Genomic DNA, 20253 nt, shown 5'->3' with positions numbered 1-20253 from the left:
AGGCGCAAGTGAGGCAGTTGTTATCCGGCGTAAGAATTATGCTGAGGAGATAGCAGGCTTAGGATGAGCGGCATGGATGCCGCGAAAGCTTGCGCCACGTAGGGAACGTGTCGCAAGCGGTTCGTTAAGCCTGATACCGACGAAGGCATCGCGCAGCGACATAATTAGCGCCGAAAAGCCAGGGTTCACAGGGCGACGGCGAGTGAGCCGCCCTGTGTCGGGCGCGTGCTACGAGGTAGCATGAAATAACGGTACTATGGCGCACGAAACGCCCTCTGATTCGGCATAAAAGTGTGTTTAAGAGCGCATTTCGCCACGAGAAAAGACCGGTTTTTGCTGAAAATTTTTTTCAGCTTTTTTTAAAACCCAATTGATGATGCATCAAACACCATTTTGATGTGTGTTGTGTAAAAAATGATTGTACACAGACTCAGGAGGATCGGTATGACCGCGCAAAAAACACTACTGCTGACCGGTGCCAGCCGGGGAATCGGACATGCCACCGTGAAGCATTTTCATGCGGCAGGATGGCGGATTTTTACCGCGTCGCGACAAAACTGGGCAGAAGAGTGCCCGTGGGCGGAAAAATTGCTCAATCACATTCATCTCGATTTGGAAGATATCGACAGCCTGCAACAGACGCTGCCGCTGATTAAGGAAAAGCTGGGCGGGCGACTGGATGCGCTAGTGGATAACGCAGGAATTTCGCCAAAAGGTGCAGACGGGCAGCGCTTGGGCGTCCGTGATACGGACTATGCGACCTGGCTGCGCGTCTTCAACGTCAATCTGTTTTCCTGCGCGCTGCTGGCAAACGGCTTGTTCGATGAACTCAAGGCCTCACAGGGCTGCGTGATCAATGTGACCTCGATTGCCGGATCGCGCGTTCACCCCTTTGCTGGTGTGGCGTATGCCACGTCAAAAGCGGCACTGTCTGCGCTGACGCGGGAAATGGCGTTTGATTTTGGTCCACACGGCGTTCGTGTGAATGCGATTGCGCCGGGGGAAATCGAAACCTCAATTTTGTCACCCGGCACGGACGACATCATTGAACGGCAGGTGCCGATGCAGCGCTTGGGTAAGCCCGAAGAGGTCGCCAGCCTGATCTATTTTCTCTGCACGTCCGGTGCGTCTTATGTCAACGGGGCGGAAATCCATGTTAACGGAGGGCAGCATGTCTGACGGACGACTCAGCGTACTTTTTCCCTCGTTCCCGCCTTCTGCGTCCAATCAGCCGGTGTTTGCCGAGACGGGATCACTCGGTGACGAGTTGATGACGCAGGCCGTCCCGCAGGTTTCCTGCCAGCAAGCGCTGGCGATTGCACAGCAAGAGTATGGGTTGTCCGGGCAGATGGCGCTGTTACAGGGCGAACGTGACATGAATTTTTGTCTGACGGTGACGCCAGATGAGCGCTATATGCTGAAAGTCATCAATGCGGCGGAGCCTGCCGAGGTCAGCGATTTTCAGACCGCGCTACTGTTGCACCTTGCTCAGCGGGCGCCCGAACTGCCCGTTCCGCGCATCAGGCCGACAACGGCGGGTCTGTCGGAAACGAGCGTTGAGATTGATGGCGTACTGCTGCGCGTGCGGCTGGTGAGCTATCTGGCGGGTATGCCGCAATATCAGGTGGCGTCTTCAACGGCGCTGATGCCGCCACTGGGGGGCACATTGGCGCAGTTGGACAACGCGTTGCACGGCTTTACGCATCCGGCGGCGAATCGTTCACTGCTGTGGGATATCAGCCGGGCAGAGCAGGTGCGTCCTTATCTCGATTTTGTTCCTGAACCGCAACAGTACCTGCATCTTCAGCGTGTTTTTGACCGCTATGATAGCCACGTCGCACCCGAATTAACGACGCTACGCCGTCAGGTCATTCATAACGACCTGAACCCGCATAATGTGCTGGTAGAGGGTTCATTACCGACGCGAGTCACTGGCATTATTGATTTTGGCGATGCCGTATTTGCCCCATTAATCTGCGAAGTGGCGACGGCGCTAGCGTACCAGATGGGTGATGGAGCGGATCTGTTGGAGCAGGTTGTGCCATTTATTGCTGCTTATCACCAACACAGGCCGCTAACGCCGGAGGAGATCGCACTGCTGCCCGATTTGATCGCGACTCGTATGGCGCTCACCCTGACCATTGCGCAGTGGCGTGCCTCGCGCTACCCCGACAATCGGGAGTATCTGCTGCGCAATGTACCGCGCTGTTGGCACAGTTTGCAGCGCATCGCGACCTATTCCCATGCGCAGTTTGTGACTCGCCTACAGCAGGTTTGCCCGGAGAACGTACGATGAATCAGAGCATCACTTCTGAAATGACAGTAACAGAAGATTTGCTGGCGCGACGCCAGCGAGTATTGGGCAGTGGTTATCGCCTGTTTTATGACGAACCGCTGCACGTTGCGCGCGGTGAGGGCGTGTGGCTGTTCGATCATCAGGGGAAGCGCTATCTGGATGTCTATAACAATGTGGCTTCGGTTGGGCATTGCCATCCCGCGGTGGTTGAGGCGATAGCGCGACAGAGTGCACAGCTCAATACTCACACGCGGTATTTGCATCATGCGATTGTCGATTTTGCGGAAGATCTGCTGAGTGAGTTTCCCGCTGAGTTAAACAACGTGATGCTGACCTGTACCGGCAGTGAGGCCAACGATCTGGCGTTGCGGATTGCTCGTCATGTTACGGGCGGGACGGGGATTCTGGTGACACGCTGGGCGTACCACGGTGTGACCAGCGCGCTGGCGGAGCTGTCGCCGTCGCTGGGGGACGGCGTGGCGCGCGGCAGCCATGTGAAACTGATTGATGCACCGGATACTTATCGTCAGCCCGGCGCATTTCTGACCAGTATTCGTCAAGCGTTGGCGCAGATGCGGCAGGACGGTATTCGTCCTGCCGCGCTGCTAGTGGATACGATTTTTTCCAGCGATGGCGTGTTCTGTGCGCCAGCAGGAGAAATGGCGCAGGCGGCGGCGCTGATCCGTCAGGCTGGCGGGCTGTTTATTGCGGATGAAGTGCAACCGGGCTTTGGGCGCACTGGGGAGTCAATGTGGGGCTTTGCGCGTCATGGCGTTATCCCGGATTTGGTGAGTTTAGGGAAGCCGATGGGCAATGGGCATCCTATCGCCGGGCTGGTTGGACGTTCCGCATTATTTGAGGCATTCGGGCGAGAGGTGCGCTATTTCAATACGTTCGGCGGCAATCCGGTGTCCTGTCAGACGGCGCACGCGGTGCTGCGGGTGATAAGAGAAGAACGGTTACAGCAGAATGCCCAGCGGGTTGGGGGTTATCTGCGGCAAGGGTTACAGCAACTGGCACAGGATTTCCCGCTGATTGGCGATGTTCGGGCTTACGGTCTGTTTATCGGCGTAGAGCTGGTCAGCGATCGTGAAAGCAAATTGCCTGCAAGTAAATCGGCGTTGCAGGTGGTAAACGCGATGCGTCAACGCGGTGTCCTGATCAGCGCAACAGGGCCAGCGGCGAACGTGCTGAAAATTCGCCCGCCGCTGGTGTTTCAGGAAGAACACGCCGATGTGTTTTTAACCACACTGAGCGACGTGCTGACGGCAATCCGCTCCCATAGGCAGGAATAACCCGCCGTAGGAAAACGTTAACGGTGCAGGGCGAGCTGGGCAGCGTCATGCAGGTTGAGGCGCTGCCAGAAATTCTGCGTACCTTTATCGCCCGGCGCGCCGGAAAGTGGGTAACCGTCAGCCAGCGCGGTTTTCACCATCAGGTTTCGGCGTTGGGCTGCGGAGAGATGCGGAAGCACGGGTTCGAGCAGGACTTCCGCACCTGCGGGAACGCTAACCGGAGACGCTGCGCCAGGCTGCGCAGGCAGGCCGTACGTCATTGTGTAGCGATAGAACGTCTTCATTTCCGGTGCGGCATAGGGGTCATCCTGTGGCGCGCTCTTCGCGCAGTCGCGCAACGTTGTGCCACAGGCTTTCTCTAACGCGTTGCGTAACTCAGCCTTCGCCTGTTCAAACCGCTGACGATACTGTGGGTCGTTGAGGTAGTGCGCCACGTTGCGCTCGACAACCATCCGTGAACCGATCACGTCTAAGGGATAATGCACGCCCAGCACGACGCGCGAATAGCCGTAGCGCGCACCGCGATCAATCAGCGGGACGAAGCGTTCAGGGAGCATTTCTGCTAACAGCAGCGCATCGGTGTAACCTGTATTCGTATGCCCGCTCGGAAACGCGCCGCCGGAAGCGGTGTAAGGTTTGTTATCGCCAATTACGGCGGTATCCGGCACCAGATGAATAGTGTTATTCGGCTGTAAGAAAGGGCGCGGGTAGTCGAAATGCTGTTTAGCGGCGGACGTACTGACGGCGGATAACTTGAGTAAGGCGGCGGCCTTGCGTATTTCACCGCGATCATACGCGTTGAGGAAGATATTGCCCAACCGCGGGCCCAATGCATCAGCCAGATAGTAGAGATACCCTTGACCTTCTGCATCCACCAGTGCCTGTTCGCGCTGCCCTGTGGTGGCTTCGCGATTAATGCGCGTCACGATAGCCATGTTTTGCTGTAACACATCGGTGGAAAGATGTGAGAAAGATTCCAGTAGCGCAATACCGGCCTGCTGGTTGGCTTTCACGGCAAAGTCATAACCGCTGTTGTTGAGCCAGTCGATATCCGCCATTTGTGGCGTTTCTTTCGCCTGCTCTAACTGTGCTCGGGTAATCTTCGTTGCATCGCCCTGAATCGCCTTGCGCAGCGCAGCTTGAATGGATTGTTCCAGTTCAACAACGCGAGGGCTGTGACTGGCCTGCGTCGTGGTATCGACAATGGTGCTGATAGTTACATTCTCCGGCTGAGGTAGGGCTGCAAACCCGGAAAACGGTAACAGGAAAAGACTGACTACAGGCAGCAGCTTGAGCGCGGGTAACACATTGGTTGCCGTCGCCGGGAACCGCGTAGAACGATAACGCATGGTGGCATCCTTAGTTGGGAGGATAAACGTTTGTCTGTGCGAGATCAGGCTAGGCGCTGATTGTGATGGTAATGTTTCAGGATATATTTTGAGATGCTTATCAACGCATTATCACGATTTGTTATGTTTGGTGACGTGGTTAACCTCACACGGCAGCCAAGGGCGGCTGTAGCTTGTATAGAAGAAAAAGACATAAAAAAGCTTCTAAAAAATGGAAAGGTGATTTGCTTTTTTTATCATTGACGCAAAGCTCATTTCTCTCTACTTTAAACAGACGATAATTTTTCAATATTTTATTGATTTATAAAGATTTAATCTAATTACAACAAGAATGACGGCCACAAATAGCCCGGTTATTTCTCAATAAAAAAGGCGTTTACTCCTAAAAGTTATACAAAACAATAAAGGGAGGCCTTGCCCTGATATGGGCACTTAAGCCCGTTATTAGGGGAAACACAGAGGGAGGTTCCCGTAGGAGGCTCCACCCCTGTGCCCCGTGTATCTCGATGCTTAAACGATTGGCATTAGGCCATACCCTCATATCAAACAGGCATACGTTTGCGTATGCCGCACAACATCACTTAAACAATGGGCAACAGCAGGAGTGAGTCAGGTAATGATTCGGTTAGAAAACGTGAGCGTTGATTTTCCCGCCGGTAAAGCAGCACAGTCCAGAGCGGTAAACAACGTCAACCTGACCATTCAACAGGGTGAAGTTTTTGGGATTGTCGGCACCAGCGGCGCGGGAAAAAGTACGCTGCTGCGGACAATCAATTTATTGCAGCGCCCCACCGAAGGGCGTGTATTTCTGGGTGATACGCTGATTAGCGATGCGTCCGGCCGTGAACTGCGTCAGCATCGGCAGCGTATCGGAATGATTTTCCAGCATTTTAATCTGATGCATACCCGCAATGTGTATGACAACGTAGCGTTCAGCCTGCGTGCGGCGGGAAAGAGCAAAGAAGAGATTGCATCGCGCGTGCCGGAAATTCTGGCGCTGGTCGGGTTACAGGACAAGGGAACATCTTATCCAGCGCAGTTGAGCGGCGGGCAGAAACAGCGCGTGGGTATCGCTCGTGCCATTGCCAACCACCCCGAAGTGCTGCTGTGTGACGAACCCACCTCGGCGCTGGATCTGGAAACGTCGGCGTCTATTCTGGCGCTATTGAAAAGCATCAATATTCGGTTAGGTATCACGATCGTACTTATTTCCCATGAAATGAGTGTGATTAAAAGTATTTGTCAGCGTATGGCGGTGATGACGGGCGGAAATATTGTGGAAGAGGGCGACGTCTTTACGATCTTCTCTTCACCGCAGCACGCCTACACCAAACAGTTGGTTAGCCACTCTACGCCCGTCGAATTACCTGAACGCTTTAGACAGAATAATAAAGGCGTCTTGCTGAAAATACTTTTTGCCGATGATTCGGTAGAGCAACCCGTATTATCCGATGTGGCACAGCAGTTTCAGGTATCGGTCAATATTCTGCACGGCAATATTGAATATATTAACGATCGCGCATTGGGGCATATTATTGCTCAGATTTCATACCGTGACGATCCGACGGCGGATAACGTAGCCGCCGCTATTGCTTATATTCGACAGAATACCTTTGGGGTGGAGGTTATCAATGACTGAGTTATTCGGTGAATTAATCTTCGCCTTTGGTGAAACCTTCACGATGGTGTGTATTTCAACGCTCTGTGCGGTGATATTCGGCCTGCCGTTAGGTATCGCGATTTATGTGACCGATCGTCATTTATTTTGGCAGAACCGTTTTATCTATCTGATCTCAACCATTTTGGTGAATATCATCCGCTCGATCCCGTTTGTGATCCTGCTGGTGCTGTTGTTGCCATTAACGCAGTTGCTGCTGGGGAACACGATAGGACCGGTTGCGGCGGCGGTGCCGATGTCAGTTGCGGCGATTGCCTTTTATGCCCGTCTGGTGGATTCCGCACTGCGTGAAGTCGATCTAGGAATTGTGGAAGCGGCGGAAGCCTTTGGTGCCAGCCCGACACGCATCATTGCGACCGTGCTGTTACCGGAAGCGCTGGCTGGGTTATTACGCGGCCTGACAATCACGCTGGTCAGCCTGATTGGCTATTCCGCGATGGCCGGAATTGTTGGCGGCGGGGGTGTCGGCGATCTGGCGATCCGCTTCGGCTATTACCGCTATGAAACCGAAGTGATGGTGGTAACGGTAATTGCGCTAGTGGTGCTGGTACAGGTCGTGCAGACGCTGGGTGATATGCTATCGCGCCGGGCAAATAAGCGCGAACGCCGCTAAACCACGGCAGGATAAGGTATTTCGGGCAGCAGAGATATGTCATGAAAATAGACAAAATTGTATTAAGAAAAATGAAAATGGCGCTGAAAACGCCATTTACGACCAGTTTTGCGACGCAGACGGAAAAACACTTTTCCATCGCGGAAGTGCATGCTGGCGGACACATTGGCTACGGCGATTGCTCGGCCATTTCGCTGCCGTTTTATAACGAAGAAACCAACGTTACCGCCTGGCATATTATGCGTGATTTCCTGATCCCGATGATTAAGCAGGCGGGGGATATTGCGCATCCTTCACAGGTGCGCGATATTTTTGCTCCGGTAAAGCGTAATAACTGCGCTAAAGCGGCAATCGAAGGCGGTATTTGGGATGCTTACGCGAAGATAAAAGGCGTACCGCTGCATCAATTACTGGGCGGCGTGCGGAATAACGTCGAAGCGGGAGTCAGTATTGGTATTCAGGACACGCCGGATCAATTAGTCAGCGTGGTCGATAATTTCGTGAATGAAGGCTACAAGCGCATCAAAATAAAGATCAAGCCGGGAAAAGATTACGATTATATTGCGGCACTGCGTCAGACGTTTGGTGATATCACGCTGATGGTGGATGCCAATTCCGCCTACACGCTGGACGATATCGATTTCTTTAAGCGCATCGATAAATTCAATCTGTTGATGATCGAACAGCCACTTGCACACGACGATATTATCGACCATCGCAAACTTCAGGCAGCGGTGAATACGCCGATCTGTCTGGATGAAAGCATTGCGTCTGTAGAAGATGCTCGTAAGGCGATAGAGCTGGGCAGCGCCAAAATCATCAATATTAAAGTCGCACGCGTGGGCGGTATTACTGAAACCAAACTGATTCATGACTACTGTCAGGCCCACAATATTCCGGTGTGGTGCGGTGGTATGCTGGATACGGCGGTTGGTAAAGCGCACAACATCGCAGTGTCTACGCTACCGAACTTTATCTACGCGCACGATATTCCACCATCTTCCCGCTACTGGCATGAAGACTTCATGCTGCCGTTTGTCGAATTAGACAAAGACAGCTGTGTTGCGGTGCCAAATAAGCCGGGAATCGGCTTCGACATTAACCCTGAACTGTACGAAAAATATTGCTACGGACAGGAAACCTTTTTGTTTTAACTAATTATTTAATAAACCGTTGTAGTAAAAAGTGAGCAGTAAAACGTTATCCAACACCAGGGAATAACGTTATAAAAATAGAACAGGGCGCTACGACGCCCATAATCGTTATACGACATGGCAACAGAGAGCGTGGGATAGAAGAGTAAAGCGTCCGCGCCAAGGATGGCGGGGCTCGAGCGTACAGGGATGTATTTACAGCGTCTTTACGATCTACCCACGCTCTCTGCCCGCCTTACTTCGTCATCAATATCATGGCACTTATTACGTCCAAAATAATGGTAAAGACTGACTAAATCGACAGACAGGAACGCGACGATGCGATTGAAAAAACTCATTCCACTGATGCTGATGTTGGGCATCTCTCAGGCTTACGCAGCAGATTCAGGTAAAGAAATCACCATCGGCGTCTCGCCGGGGCCGTATGGCGACATGGTCACGAAAGCGATCAAGCCGGAAATGGTGAAAAAAGGCTACGACGTAAAAGTGCGTGAATTCAGCGACTATATCCAGCCGAATCTGGCGTTGTCGAACAACAGTATCGATGCCAACCTGTTCCAAAACCGCCGTTATCTTGATCGTTTCAGCGCGGATAAAGGGCTGAAACTGGCAGAAGTGATCACCGTGCCGACAGCGAGCATGGGCTTTTACTCCAACAAAGTCCGCTCCCTGAATGAGCTGAAAGCGGGCGATATCGTGACGCTGCCAAACGATCCGTCAAACCTGGCGCGTTCGCTGGATTTCCTGCAAAAATACGGCCTGATCAAGATTAATCCAGAGATTACGCCGACAAAAGCCTCGCTGCGTGACATCACAGAAAACCCGAAAGGGCTGGTCTTTAAACCGCTGGAAGCCGCACAGCTACCGCGTGCGCTGGGCGGCGTAACCGGCTCGCTGATTAACGCCAACTTCGCGATTTCCGCTGGTCTGAACCTGTCTGACGCGATTCAACTGGATGTGCTGCCGGAAGATCTGAAAAACATGATTGTTGTACGTGCGGAGGATGCCGACAAACCGTTTGCTCAGGATCTGAAAGCCGCCGTTCAATCCCCGGAATTCGCCGCGTTCTTTGAGGACAAAAACTCCATGTTCCACGCGTTCCAGAAGCCTGAGTGGATGAAGAAAGGCACGCAATCCGAGTAAACGACTCCCGAATCGGTTGACGCTATTGCCCGATATTACTATGGTAGTTATTACCATAGTAATATCGGGCATTTTTTATGGGGAAAACATGGGACAAAAAAGGATTTTTGTTGAGCGTCACTACAATAAATCTCGCAGAAAATCAGGCATAACCGATCAACAGTTACGTGATATTGCGGCAGACATTATGGATCATCCAGATAAAGGAGGCCTCGGTGGCGGTGTTTATAAAAAGCGCGTTGCTACCAGTCTGGGTAAACGTAGCGGTGCTCGGACAATAGTGGCTTATCATCGAGAAGGTAAGGTGTTTTTCTTTGAAGGATGGGAGAAAAACACGGTATCAATGCGTGGGAAAGAAATTCCCGATGATGTATTGGCAGCTTTTAAAATTGCGTCAACGGTGTTTAAAAATAAATCTGATGCCGATCTCGAAACAGACCTTAAAAACAAAGAGCTTGTTGAGGTGATAAATGGTTGATAAGCGCTTATTAAATATACAGAGTATGATTCAGCGTCAACATGCCGCAGGAACGGCCAGTGACGTAGACCTTGACGCTATCAATCGCTTGGTAGCGGAAAGTCAAAAAACGGAATCACGCGCGAGTATGGACGCGAGCAGAGTGCGGGCCATCCGTGAGCGTGAAAAAATTAGTCAAAGCCAACTGGCTGGCATCATTAATATGTCAGCCAACAGCGTTCAGAAATGGGAACGTGGAGTAAGCGCACCAACGGGTGCGGCGTTACGAATACTGGAGGTCATCGAGAGAAAAGGCTTAAGTGCTATTCTTTGATGATACAGTAAAGATAAATGGTTGTTTCATTGCGTTTAGTGGCCGTTTGATACGGCCACTTTTGCGTTTATACAGCAGTGACCAGGTTCTAAACATCACTTCTGATGTGCATACCCTCTGTGTTCATCTAGTAACGTATCGCCTTGCTCCCCCAGTTCCCAGAACAGGCCAGTCATGATCGCTAACCCTTCGCGGGCGACGGATTTCAGCAGGTGCTCGTTGACCGCGTGCTGGCCGCATGCCGGATAGGAGTGGGGGATCCACAGCGTCGGCAGGCCGAGGATGTCGGCGAACACGTCATTAGGCAGCGAGCCGCCCAGATTCGGTAACAGCGCGGGCTGTTTGCCGCTAATTTGCTGCATCAGCGCCAGCGTCCAGTTCACCAGCGGATCTTCAGGGTTAAAGCGCGTCGCCGGAGAGGTATTAAGTACCTCAATCTCCACCTGCGTAAAGCCGTGCTGGTCGAGGTGTTGGCGCACATGTTGCGCCAGATGCTGCCAGTCGGTGTCGACCACAAAGCGCAACTGGCAAATCGCCGTGGCGTCGGCGGGAATGGCATTCACCGGCTTGCTCGGGTTGCCGGTAATGAACGACAGCACTTCCAGCGTGTTCCAGCCAAATAGCCGTTCGGCAGGCGTGAGACCGTCTTCACCCCAATTTTCATCAATCGCCGGATCGCCCTCGCTGCCTGCGGGGTCAATGGTACTGAGGATTTCCCGCAGCGCGGGCGTTAACGGCGGTGGCAGCAGGGCGTCGATCTTCATCCGTCCTTGTCCATCCACCAGACTGGCCACGGCGTTCGCCAACTGCGTGCCCGGATTGCTCAGCAGTCCGCCCCAGTTGCCAGAGTGGTAGGCTCGATCGCGTGCCTTGATGCACAAACGGAAATTGATGCAGCCGCGAGAGCCGAGGAACAGCGTCGGGCGTTCTGCGCTGAGGCGCGGTCCATCGGAGGCGATAAAGATATCGGCGGCCAGCGCTTGTTTATGCTGGTGACACAGCTCGGCAAGCCCCGGTGAACCAATTTCTTCGCCCATCTCGAACAGCAGTTTGCAGTTGAAACCTAAACGCTGCCCGCGTGCCTGAAACACCTGCTCCAGCGCCATCAGATTGATACTGTGCTGGCCTTTGTTATCGGCGCTGCCGCGCCCGTACCAGCGATCGCCTTCTTCCACCAATTCCCAGGGCGTAAGCCCGTCGCGCCAGTTTTCTTCATCACCGAAAACCACGTCGCCGTGGCCGTAAGACAGCACGGTCGGCAGGCTGGGATCTTCAATACGTTCGGCCAGCAGAAAAGGAGGATAACGTTCATCCGATGAAGTAATCAGGCTTACGTTGAACCCCATCGCCTGCAACGCGGGCTGGATCTCGTCGGTCAGATAGTGGTTCAGCGCGGGACGATTACCGGATTTTTGGCTCTCGCTGGCATGGGCAATACGACGGGCCAGCGTCTGTTTAAATTCTCCGCGATCGAAACGCTCACAGGCGATACGAATAAGGTCTGCGCTGGTCATGCCTTTCCTTGCTGAATAGTGTGCCGAAGTTACCGATATTTAAAGGAAAAATGAGCTTTGCAACAATAATAAAAATTGCAATTAAGCTTTGCTTTTAATATAAACCTGCGAATGCCCCCGTGATGTCTGAAAGGAACGCCGCCATGCACAGCTCCGAGATCCGTTATTTTCTAGTGGTTGCCACCACCGGTTCGCTCAGTGCCGCTAGTCAGCACCTGTTTGTGGCCGTTTCTGCTATCAGTCGCCAAATCCAACGGCTGGAAGAACGTATCGGCGTGCCGCTGTTCGAACGCCATGCGCGCGGCATGGTTCTGAATGATGCAGGACGAATTCTGGAAAATCATGTGCGTAAGAGCATGATGGACATGGATGCTGCCGTGGCGGAGATTCAGGGGCTGAAAGCCAGCCGTCGGGCGCTGCTGCGCATCGGCTGCACGGAAGGGATGGCGTTTGATCTACTGCCGACGCTGTTTGCGCGTTTCCGCCAGCATGACCCGGATACCACTTTTGCGCTGAAAGTTGACTCAGCGATGCAGGTGTCCCAGATGATACGCAATGGTGAAGTGGATATCGCGCTCCAGTTTGCGCTGGCGCCCGAACAGGGGGTGAATGTGGAACTGGCACTGCCTGCGCCGCTGATGCTGCTGATGTCTGACGATCACCCGTTAGCGCAGCAGTCTATTCAACTGGCGGATCTGCATCCTTTCCCGCTGGCCTTGCCAGAATCCTCTACCACGCTGCGGCAGTTGTTCGATCTCTCATGCCGCATGAACGGCACCTTTCTGGAACCGACCCTGTGTTGCAACAACTTCACCACGCTGTATTACTATGCGATGAGCACGCCGGGCGCGGTCACCGCCTGTAGCTTCTATTCCGTGATGTACAAGTGCTTACAACAACCGATGCGTCTGAAACCGCTGAATATTAAGCAGCTTGACCAGCGTTCGCTCCAAATCCAAACGCTGGCAGGGAAAGCCCATGCGCCCCAGCAGCAGGATTTTCTGGATTTCATGGTGGCGGAGCTGCGTCAGGGGGAAGCGTATTATCTGAGTCAGATCGCTACCGATGCGGTTTGATACGGTTGATTGCTGTCACTGATTAGGAGAAACACGGGGATGAGGTTCCCGCAGGGATGCCTCGCCCCGTGGTCGCTCCGGGTATCTCGATCTTTCCGCGAGCGATTTTACGTCTTTGTTTTCACTCTCACTCCATCTCGATAATGTCGCGCTTCTGCTCGTCTTCGAGCTGGCGCAGGACGCGATAGACCTGTGCGACCGCTTGAAGCGTTTCGCGCGGAATGTAATGGCCCTCCGGCGTGGTGCGATACAGCGTGCGGGTCAGCCAGATGAAGCGAATCACCGGAATGTCCGCTTTTTGCGCCTGCGCGATGAGATCGCGTGCGGTTTGGTTTTCCCCCTTAAACAAAATGCGCGGCAACGGCGTTTTGCCAGGGCGATAGTAGAGCCCTACGGCATAGTGCGTTGGGTTGACCAGCAGCATATCGGCATCTTCTATTTTGGCTTTGGGACGCGGGGCGGCAGGTTCGTTCATCAGTTCGTGCGCCAGCGATTTGCGGTGGCCTTTCATATGCGGATCGCCTTCGGAATCCTTGTGCTCGTTGCGTAAATCCTCGTGGCTCATCCGCTGCTGCTTAAGAAAGAAATACTTTTGCAGGCCGAAATCCAGTGCGGACAGCACCAGCAGCGCCGTCAGCGTGGTGCGAGCAATGCGCGTCAGCAGCGCTTTAACCCCTTGCCAGAAGCCGTGTAGGTCGCCATAGGCCAATTCGACCAGCGCCTCCAGCTCCGGCACCACCACTTTATAAAAGACCGTACCGATCACCACGGCTTTCAGGATATTGGTCAGCATTTCCACCAGTTTACGCATCGAAAACATCTGCTTGAACTGGTTGATGGGGTTCAGGCGGTTGAGATCGAGCTTCAGCGCTTCGGGCGCAAAGAGCGGACCATACTGGAGCCAGCCGCCCACCACGCGCAGCAGCACGGCAATGGCGGCTGCCAGCAAACAGAGCGTGCCCGCCAGCACGGCGGCGTCGTGGAACACCTCTTTCGCCACCTGCGCAAACGGTGCATCCAGCCGTTGCAGCGGCAGTTGTATCAGCGTTTGCAGTTTCCCCATCGTGCTGTCCGCCAGCGCCAGTACGCACTCCAGCAGGCCGACGCAGATCAGCAGCTTAGGCACATCCTGACTTTGCCCGACTTCCCCTTTACGGCGTGCGTCTTCGAGTTTTTTATCTGTGGGTTCTTCGGTTTTCTCACTCATCAGCTCCGCCTTATTCGCTGTTCGATGCCGTAAAAATCAGCGGGAGCAGGTGCTTGAGATCCGGTAGCCCCTGAAGTTTGTGGTCACCTAAATATTGCAATACGGGCAAGTAGACGATGAAAAATGTCATTCCCACCAGACACTTGGCTGGAATAGACAGGACGAACACCTGAAGCTGCGGGCTATACAGGCTAAGTAACGCAATGCTGAATTCCAACAGCAGCAGCAGCGCGACCAGCGGCCCGGCGTACACCACCAGATGCGTGAAGGTGTCAGCCAACAAACTGAGATAGACCTCAAACCCTTGTTCGCCCGGCGCGGGCAGCCAGGACAGCACCGGCCAGATCTGGTAGCTGTCCCAAATCAACTGCGTCAGCCCTTTCAGGCCGATACCGATAATCAACAGCAGAATCAGCGTCTGTTTCAGCAAATGGCCGAGCGGCGTGGCATCCGAACCCAGCGCGGGGTTGAGTTGGCCGCCCATCAGAGCTCCGCGCTGGTTATCGAACAATGCGCCGACGGATTCAAACAACCAGAACGGCATCGCCAGAATCAATGCGATGAGCAGCCCGACAATGATCTCTTTCAGCAACAGACCGGGCAGCATCGGCCAGGAAAGTGGCGTCAGCAGAAGCTGCTGCTGCACGATGGGGGCCGGCAGCAGCGTCAGGGAAATCACCACGGCGTTGCGTGTCATCCCTTTCAGCACGTTGAGTGAAAAAACCGGTACCAAAATAAAGCAGGGATACAGCCGGGCGATGCCGAGCGTAATGGCGATGATAAAGTCGTAAACGTGCTGAATGGTGGCGATCATGCGGATTTATACCCCGGTGTGCGCAATCATGTTGAATGCGGTAATAGCCAACTGCATCAACTCTACGCCAATCCAGCGCCCGCAGAGCGCCAGCGCCAGCCCGACGGAAATCAGTTTGACGGCAAAGGGCAGCGTCTGATCCTGCAACTGCATCACCGCCTGTAGCAGTGAAATCAGCACGCCGACAATCACCGCAACCAGCAGCGGCGGCGCAGAGAGCAGCACGACCATCACCATGGCCTGACGGAAAAGCGTGATTATTTCCATCGCAGCCTCACAGGTAGCTGTAGAACAGGCCGTCCAGCAGCCGCGTCCAGCCGTTAACCAGTACGAACAGCAGCAGCTTTAACGGCAGCGAGAGCGTCATTGGCGCGACCATCTGCATCCCCAGCGCCAGCAGCACGTTTGAGACGATGAGGTCGATGACGATAAACGGGATATAGATCAGGAAGCCGATTTTGAATCCGGCCTGTAGTTCCGACAGCACGAAAGCCGGGATCACCAGCAGCAAATTTTGCGTATTCACCTTTTCGGATAGCGAGGCAGGCCACATTTGCAGGCTGTTTTCATGCAGATGGGTAAGAATGTCAGGGTCAACGTTGCGTGACATAAAGGTTTGCAGCGGCTCCAGCCCGTAGGTCACGCTGGCCTGAAGCGAGGTGATGTCGGTCATATCCAGCGGCTTTTCCTGTACACGTGTGGTGATGTCCTGAAACACCGGTGCCATCACAAACAGCGTTGCCGCGAGTGCGATACCGTACAGCGCCATGTTGGGAGGCACTTGTTGCACTCCAATGGCGTTGCGGGTAATCAGCAGCACAATCGCAATCTTGAGAAAGCAGGTGCAGACAATCATCATCAGCGGAATCAGAGAGAGTGCGCCCAGAAAGAGCGCAAACATCAACGGATCGAACGCGCCCGAGGTCATGGTGCCAGCTCCGGTTCGGCGGCGTGTTCTTCAGACGCTATCGGCAGTTTGGGTGCTGGTACGGAAAAGCACTGGGTAATCTGTAGCCCCAGACGGCCTTCCACATCGACCAGATCGCCACTCGCCAAAGCGATATCGCCGTGATACAGCCAGGCTTGCCCCGGCACTACGTCGCGCAGCGTCAGCACGCTACCGCTGGCGAGGTGTTGCAATTCCGCCAGCGTCATCGTCAGGCTGCCACAGCGAATATGTAAGGTGACCGGCAGCGGGGGGAGGTTTTCAGTGACGTTGTCACTCATTGGCGTGAATTCAAGCGCTGAAGTAGCTGGCTGCGTGGCGGTTAACATCGTGTCGGTAGCGGACGAGGGCATTGAGACAGTCTCCATGTCGGTAACGGTAAAGGTAAAGGGGGCGAACGCCGCGAGTTGGAGTACTCCGCGCAGACGTAGCGTGCCGGATGACAGTGTTCCCTCGCCGGAAGGCGTAAACCACGGGCGATGAGGCAGAATAAGATCGCCCGTACGCAAACCGTGTAACGCGGACAGCGGCAGTACGGCATCAGCCAGCGTGAGCGGGATAGTGATAGCCATGCCTGCGGGGAGCGCGTGGCGCTGGCGGTGCCAGTCAGAACGGGAAAATAGCGCCAGCCAGACGGCGTCAGCGGCCTGCATCTGGCTGCGCACGGTCATGCCGTTCCAGCTCACGCTGAGCCAGGCAGCATTGTGATTCTGCTCTGTTGAATCCTGTTCTTTCTGAGGAAGGCTCAGCGGATAGATTTCCCCGATCAGCGTCCGCAGTACGGGATTGAGCGACTGGTTGTAGAGTGTCCAGTACCATTCCTGTGCTGCGTCATCGTCTTCTGTGAGGGGCAGCAGCGGGCAGTCCGACAGCAGACTGAGTACAGGAGACGGATCGGTCAGTGAGAGATTACCGATATCGCTCCGCCAACGGCTTGCCTGCGTGGTAAACGAGTCTTCTGCCTGCTCGCGTACATTTGCCAGTTGAAGGTCCAGACAGCCAGCCAGTCCGTCGCGGGTAAATGGCAGCGATAATCCGGCGGCCAACGCCGATCGGATACGGGCGTGCTGCGCGCACAGGGACGGCAGCGTCAGCGGTCTGATGTGCTGTAGATTCGGATTCATTGCTCATACTCTCTGGCATCAAAACGCAGATTTATCGGACAGCCCAGCGCACTGGAGAGCGAATGACGGCAGGCTTCACGCCGATCTTTTAACTGGTGGTAGCTTTCCCGGCTGAAACGCAGGGAAATATCCCAGCCGCGCGGCACCAGCGTGGCTAAACGCGCATCGATATCGCCTAACTGCGGCAGTTGCAGGCTGAAGGCAAACGGCGGGGCGCAGATGTTGTCGATCGCCTCAATCAGCTCACATTGCAGCGACTGCCATTGTGACGGCGTCACGTTTTGTGGGCTATCCGGTGCCTCACTGTGTAATGACGGCGGGGCGTTGATGGGGCCGCCCGGTGTTAAGACGAAAGACGCTTCCTGATAGAACGCGTCTTCAAAGCCGTCTGAAAATGTGAAAGCCTCCCAGTAATTCCTATGTTGTGGATCGTCTGCGCGTGAGGATTTGCCGTGCAGCGCGGCCTGCGCGTTTTGCGTCGCCTTGGATTCGGGTGACGCAATCTGTCGGTTATTCATACGTGCTCCTGAGGTAACGTAAGCAGATAGTCCAGTTTCTCCACCGCTTTCTGGCATTGGCGAGTGGCGTCTCGGGCGCGATCAACCTGACATTGCTGGTTGTGGCGTTGTTGCTGTGTGGCCTGCACTTGCTGTGTTTCTGTCGCTATCTCACTGAGTAAGCGCTGTTCGGCGGTAAGACGCTTTTTCAGGTTTTCCAGCGTTTGGGGTCGCCCCTGGGTTTCTTGGGCAAACTGGTCGCGCTGCGTCTGGCTGGCCTGTCGCAACATGTCGACCTGCTGCTGATGATGGCGTTGCTGCTCCGCAATTCGGATCAACTGCTGTTCTTCCTGCCGCTGCTGGCGTTCACTGCGGCTTAAGCGTTGGCGGCGTATCGGCATCAGCAGGTTCAACACGGTCTGTAACTCCGCATCGCGTTCGGTGTTATGGGGCATAGCGGCTGACTCCGGCGAGCTGTTGTTGAATCACGCCATACGGCATCGGTTCACGCATCGACTGACGTAGAAACTGTGTGATCTCTGAATGCGCGTTGACGGCAGAATCGATCAGTTCGTCATGACCTGGCTGGTATTCACCGAGGCGGATCAGCATTTCAACCTGTTTGTAAGCGGCCATCAGGCGTCGCACGCCGCCCGCATTGCGGGTGTGATCGGTATCCACGACGTTACTCATGGTGCGGCTCAGGCTGGCCAGCACGTCGATAGCCGGATAGTGCCCCTGTTCCGCCAGTCGTCGGGCGAGCACGATATGCCCGTCGATCAGCGAACGCACTTCGTCGGCGACCGGATCGTTCATGGAGTCCTGTTCGATCAGCACGGAATAGAGCGCGGTGATGGCGCCGTCTTCCGTTTGTCCGGCGCGTTCAACCAGACGCGGCAGCAGCGTATAGACCGACGGCGGTAGCCCGCCACGCCCCTGAGGTTCGCCGAGCGCCAGACCGATTTCGCGCTGGGCGCGGGCGAAACGCGTCAGAGAATCAATAATCAGCAGTACCTGACGGCCTTCGGCTCGGTAAGCCTCGGCGATGGCGGTGGCGGTGAATGCCGCACGGGCGCGTTCCATACTGCTGCGGTCAGAGGTGGAACACACCAGCACCGTGCGGCTACGCAGTTCATCGTCCAGTTCGTGATCGAGAAATTCGCGCAGTTCGCGGCCACGTTCGCCAATCAGCCCGAAAACGATGGCATCGCACGGCGTATTACGTGCCAGTTCTGCCAGCAGCGTGGTTTTACCGCAGCCCGCACCGGCGAAAATGCCGACACGCTGCCCCTGACCGATGGTCAGCAGGCCATCGACGGCGCGTAACCCAGTAGGGAGCGGCTGACTGATGCGTGGTCGGGAGGTCGGCGGCGGGGCATCGCCCAGTACCGGCTGCGTGCGTCCCGTAGCATGACCCGGTTCGACAAACGCGCTCTCGCCACCGTCTTCCAGCGCGCGACCAAACCCGTCCAGCACGCTGCCTAGCAAACGTTCCGACACCTGAATGCAGTGCGGCTGATACAGCGGCGTCACGGTGGCACCCTGAGCGATGCCGTCCAGCGCGCCGAGCGCGGAAAGAAAGGTATTGTCCGGGCTGAACCCTACGACTTCGGCCATCATCTGGCTGGCGTCCTGACGGGCCACCCAGCACAGATCGCCAATACGTGCCTGTGGCAGGCTGCACTCCAGCAAGATGCCGCTGACGGCCATCACGCGGCCTTTTTTCTCCACGGGGGCGTAGTTCGCCAGATGCTGGCGCTGCTGGGCGACCCACTGGTCGAGCAGCGGAAAAGAAGAAGGTTGTGTCTGCATTACCAGTTCACCGTTATCTGTTGTCTGCCGCTGAATTCAATCTGGTGCTCATCAATTCTTACCAGACGCAGGTTGTCTATCTCATCGCCGATGAAAAAGCGCTGACCGTCCGCCGTGACGACGTTGGCGCGCGACCCGCTGGTCACCTGAACGATCTGAAACGGCAGTTGCTCCGTTTTCAACTGCGTGCGGTTATCCACGGACAGCGCGGTTCTATAACGTTGGTGGAGTTGGGCGAGCATCCGTTCCAGTTTTTTTTGATCGTCCGGCGTTAATTGTCCGGTAAGCGTGAGGCGATCTTGATACGCCGCCACTTTCACGGCCGTGCTCAGTTCCCGCTCCTGCAACATAATGCGCAGCGTACTTTCCAATTGTGGCAGCGTGCCGAGCGGCTTACGGGTATCCTGCGGCGACGGAGCCGCGGGCATTGCGACGCTCTCCTGTAGCTGCCAACTGCCAACCATCACCAGCAGCAACGCACCAAGCAGCAAATAGCTGGCTTTAGCCCATAGCGGCAGACGTGTTGCGGGGGCGGGGGTAGGAATCGGCGCGACGGCATGAACCGGTGGTTCGTCGGCAGGCATATCCGCAGACGGAACGTGCTCTTCCGCGGTCGGAGGGGCTTCGCTGTCGTCAGGCCAGGGGGTATCCGCCGCCACAATGCAGAGCCAAATCTGCCCCAGCGCAAATGGCGTGCCGGGTGGCAGAGCGTCAATCTGTTCGACGGTATGGCCTTCCGCATTACACAACGCGCCATCCTGTGCGCTGAGTACCCAGCCGTCAGCGGTCTTTTCCAACTGGCCGTGATACGGCGCAATGCCGGGATCGTAAAGCACGAGATCGGCGTCATCGGCTGCACCGATGCGCCAGGTATGTCCACAGAGCGGCAGTGCCGCACCGCGATGTAAACCAGTCAGCACGCGTAATTCAAACATGGTGTGTTC

21 protein-coding genes are annotated in these 20253 nt (G+C 55.1%); 10 read left to right on the top strand and 11 right to left on the bottom strand.

What is annotated here, in order from left to right; all coding sequences use genetic code 11:
• Positions 1-444 precede the first annotated feature (444 nt).
• Genes KKH3_RS10360 through KKH3_RS10350 form a run of 3 tightly spaced genes read left to right on the top strand, consistent with a single transcriptional unit; the run spans position 445 to position 3591 of the window.
• Complete coding sequence (locus tag KKH3_RS10360; RefSeq protein ID WP_039359019.1) at positions 445-1179, top strand: SDR family NAD(P)-dependent oxidoreductase; 735 nt, start codon at positions 445-447, stop codon at positions 1177-1179.
• The gene (locus KKH3_RS10355; protein ID WP_039359017.1) at positions 1172-2296 is read left to right on the top strand and encodes a phosphotransferase; all 1125 of its coding nucleotides are present in this window, start codon (positions 1172-1174) and stop codon (positions 2294-2296) included. Before KKH3_RS10360 ends, KKH3_RS10355 begins: the two co-directional genes overlap by 8 nt.
• A complete protein-coding gene (locus tag KKH3_RS10350; protein WP_039359013.1) occupies positions 2293-3591 on the top strand; it encodes an aspartate aminotransferase family protein in 1299 nt (432 codons plus the stop codon). The genes KKH3_RS10355 and KKH3_RS10350 overlap by 4 nt, the downstream gene beginning before the upstream one ends.
• A gap of 17 nt (positions 3592-3608) precedes the next feature.
• On the opposite strand, the gene KKH3_RS10345 is transcribed toward KKH3_RS10350, so the two are convergent.
• Entirely contained in the window at positions 3609-4940 is a 1332-nt protein-coding gene (locus KKH3_RS10345) for an acid phosphatase (protein WP_052201326.1), read from the bottom strand.
• Positions 4941-5556: 616 nt separating this feature from the next.
• On the opposite strand from KKH3_RS10345, the gene KKH3_RS10340 reads away from it, so the two are divergent.
• The 6 genes from KKH3_RS10340 to KKH3_RS10315 all read left to right on the top strand — a co-directional run bounded on the left by KKH3_RS10340 (position 5557) and on the right by KKH3_RS10315 (position 10319).
• Positions 5557-6579, top strand: coding sequence for a methionine ABC transporter ATP-binding protein (locus KKH3_RS10340; protein WP_039359010.1), 1023 nt, complete (start codon positions 5557-5559; stop codon positions 6577-6579).
• Positions 6572-7231 carry a methionine ABC transporter permease gene (locus tag KKH3_RS10335; RefSeq protein ID WP_039359007.1) on the top strand — a complete coding sequence of 220 codons (660 nt, stop codon included), beginning with the start codon at positions 6572-6574 and terminating at the stop codon, positions 7229-7231. Before KKH3_RS10340 ends, KKH3_RS10335 begins: the two co-directional genes overlap by 8 nt.
• A gap of 41 nt (positions 7232-7272) precedes the next feature.
• Positions 7273-8385: an o-succinylbenzoate synthase gene (gene menC, locus KKH3_RS10330; protein ID WP_039359003.1), complete on the top strand. Its 1113-nt coding sequence runs from the start codon at positions 7273-7275 to the stop codon at positions 8383-8385.
• A 318-nt stretch (positions 8386-8703) separates the two neighbouring features.
• Entirely contained in the window at positions 8704-9528 is an 825-nt protein-coding gene (locus KKH3_RS10325; protein ID WP_039359000.1) for a MetQ/NlpA family ABC transporter substrate-binding protein, read from the top strand.
• 40 nt (positions 9529-9568) lie between these two features.
• Positions 9569-10006, top strand: coding sequence for a type II toxin-antitoxin system RelE/ParE family toxin (locus KKH3_RS10320; protein ID WP_080756531.1), 438 nt, complete (start codon positions 9569-9571; stop codon positions 10004-10006).
• Entirely contained in the window at positions 9999-10319 is a 321-nt protein-coding gene (locus KKH3_RS10315) for a helix-turn-helix domain-containing protein (protein WP_039358997.1), read from the top strand. The genes KKH3_RS10320 and KKH3_RS10315 overlap by 8 nt, the downstream gene beginning before the upstream one ends.
• Before the next feature lie 95 nt (positions 10320-10414).
• Here the strand turns inward: KKH3_RS10315 and KKH3_RS10310 are convergent, their stop codons facing one another.
• A complete protein-coding gene (locus KKH3_RS10310; RefSeq protein ID WP_039358993.1) occupies positions 10415-11833 on the bottom strand; it encodes a M20 family metallopeptidase in 1419 nt (472 codons plus the stop codon).
• A 143-nt stretch (positions 11834-11976) separates the two neighbouring features.
• Between KKH3_RS10310 and KKH3_RS10305 the strand changes: the two genes are divergently transcribed.
• Complete coding sequence (locus KKH3_RS10305; RefSeq protein ID WP_039358990.1) at positions 11977-12909, top strand: LysR family transcriptional regulator; 933 nt, start codon at positions 11977-11979, stop codon at positions 12907-12909.
• 127 nt (positions 12910-13036) lie between these two features.
• On the opposite strand, the gene sctU is transcribed toward KKH3_RS10305, so the two are convergent.
• The 9 genes from sctU to KKH3_RS10260 are packed head-to-tail and all read right to left on the bottom strand — an operon-like array spanning position 13037 to position 20244.
• Positions 13037-14116, bottom strand: a complete 1080-nt coding sequence (sctU, locus tag KKH3_RS10300; protein ID WP_039358987.1) for a type III secretion system export apparatus subunit SctU — start codon at positions 14114-14116, stop codon at positions 13037-13039.
• Between the two features lie 10 nt (positions 14117-14126).
• On the bottom strand, positions 14127-14930 hold the full coding sequence (gene sctT / locus KKH3_RS10295; protein ID WP_039358984.1) for a type III secretion system export apparatus subunit SctT: 804 nt from the start codon (positions 14928-14930) through the stop codon (positions 14127-14129).
• A gap of 6 nt (positions 14931-14936) precedes the next feature.
• Positions 14937-15197 (bottom strand): type III secretion system export apparatus subunit SctS, encoded by a 261-nt coding sequence (gene sctS, locus KKH3_RS10290; RefSeq protein WP_010302163.1) that lies wholly within the window; start codon positions 15195-15197, stop codon positions 14937-14939.
• Between the two features lie 7 nt (positions 15198-15204).
• Positions 15205-15858 (bottom strand): type III secretion system export apparatus subunit SctR, encoded by a 654-nt coding sequence (gene sctR, locus KKH3_RS10285; RefSeq protein ID WP_039358981.1) that lies wholly within the window; start codon positions 15856-15858, stop codon positions 15205-15207.
• Positions 15855-17000 carry a type III secretion system cytoplasmic ring protein SctQ gene (sctQ, locus tag KKH3_RS10280; protein ID WP_039358979.1) on the bottom strand — a complete coding sequence of 382 codons (1146 nt, stop codon included), beginning with the start codon at positions 16998-17000 and terminating at the stop codon, positions 15855-15857. The genes sctR and sctQ overlap by 4 nt, the downstream gene beginning before the upstream one ends.
• On the bottom strand, positions 16997-17518 hold the full coding sequence (locus KKH3_RS10275; protein WP_039358975.1) for a type III secretion system HrpP C-terminal domain-containing protein: 522 nt from the start codon (positions 17516-17518) through the stop codon (positions 16997-16999). The genes sctQ and KKH3_RS10275 overlap by 4 nt, the downstream gene beginning before the upstream one ends.
• Positions 17515-17952, bottom strand: a complete 438-nt coding sequence (locus tag KKH3_RS10270) for a hypothetical protein (protein ID WP_039358972.1) — start codon at positions 17950-17952, stop codon at positions 17515-17517. Before KKH3_RS10270 ends, KKH3_RS10275 begins: the two co-directional genes overlap by 4 nt.
• A complete protein-coding gene (gene sctN, locus KKH3_RS10265; protein WP_039358969.1) occupies positions 17942-19309 on the bottom strand; it encodes a type III secretion system ATPase SctN in 1368 nt (455 codons plus the stop codon). The genes KKH3_RS10270 and sctN overlap by 11 nt, the downstream gene beginning before the upstream one ends.
• The gene (locus KKH3_RS10260) at positions 19309-20244 is read right to left on the bottom strand and encodes an FHA domain-containing protein (RefSeq protein ID WP_039358966.1); all 936 of its coding nucleotides are present in this window, start codon (positions 20242-20244) and stop codon (positions 19309-19311) included. The genes sctN and KKH3_RS10260 overlap by 1 nt, the downstream gene beginning before the upstream one ends.
• Positions 20245-20253: the final 9 nt, after the last annotated feature.

It is taken from the genome of Pectobacterium actinidiae (assembly GCF_000803315.1).
In the GTDB taxonomy this organism is placed as follows: Bacteria; Pseudomonadota; Gammaproteobacteria; order Enterobacterales; family Enterobacteriaceae; genus Pectobacterium; species Pectobacterium actinidiae.
Note: the sequence above shows the minus strand (reverse complement) of the source record. Positions and strands in the feature narration are given on the sequence as shown.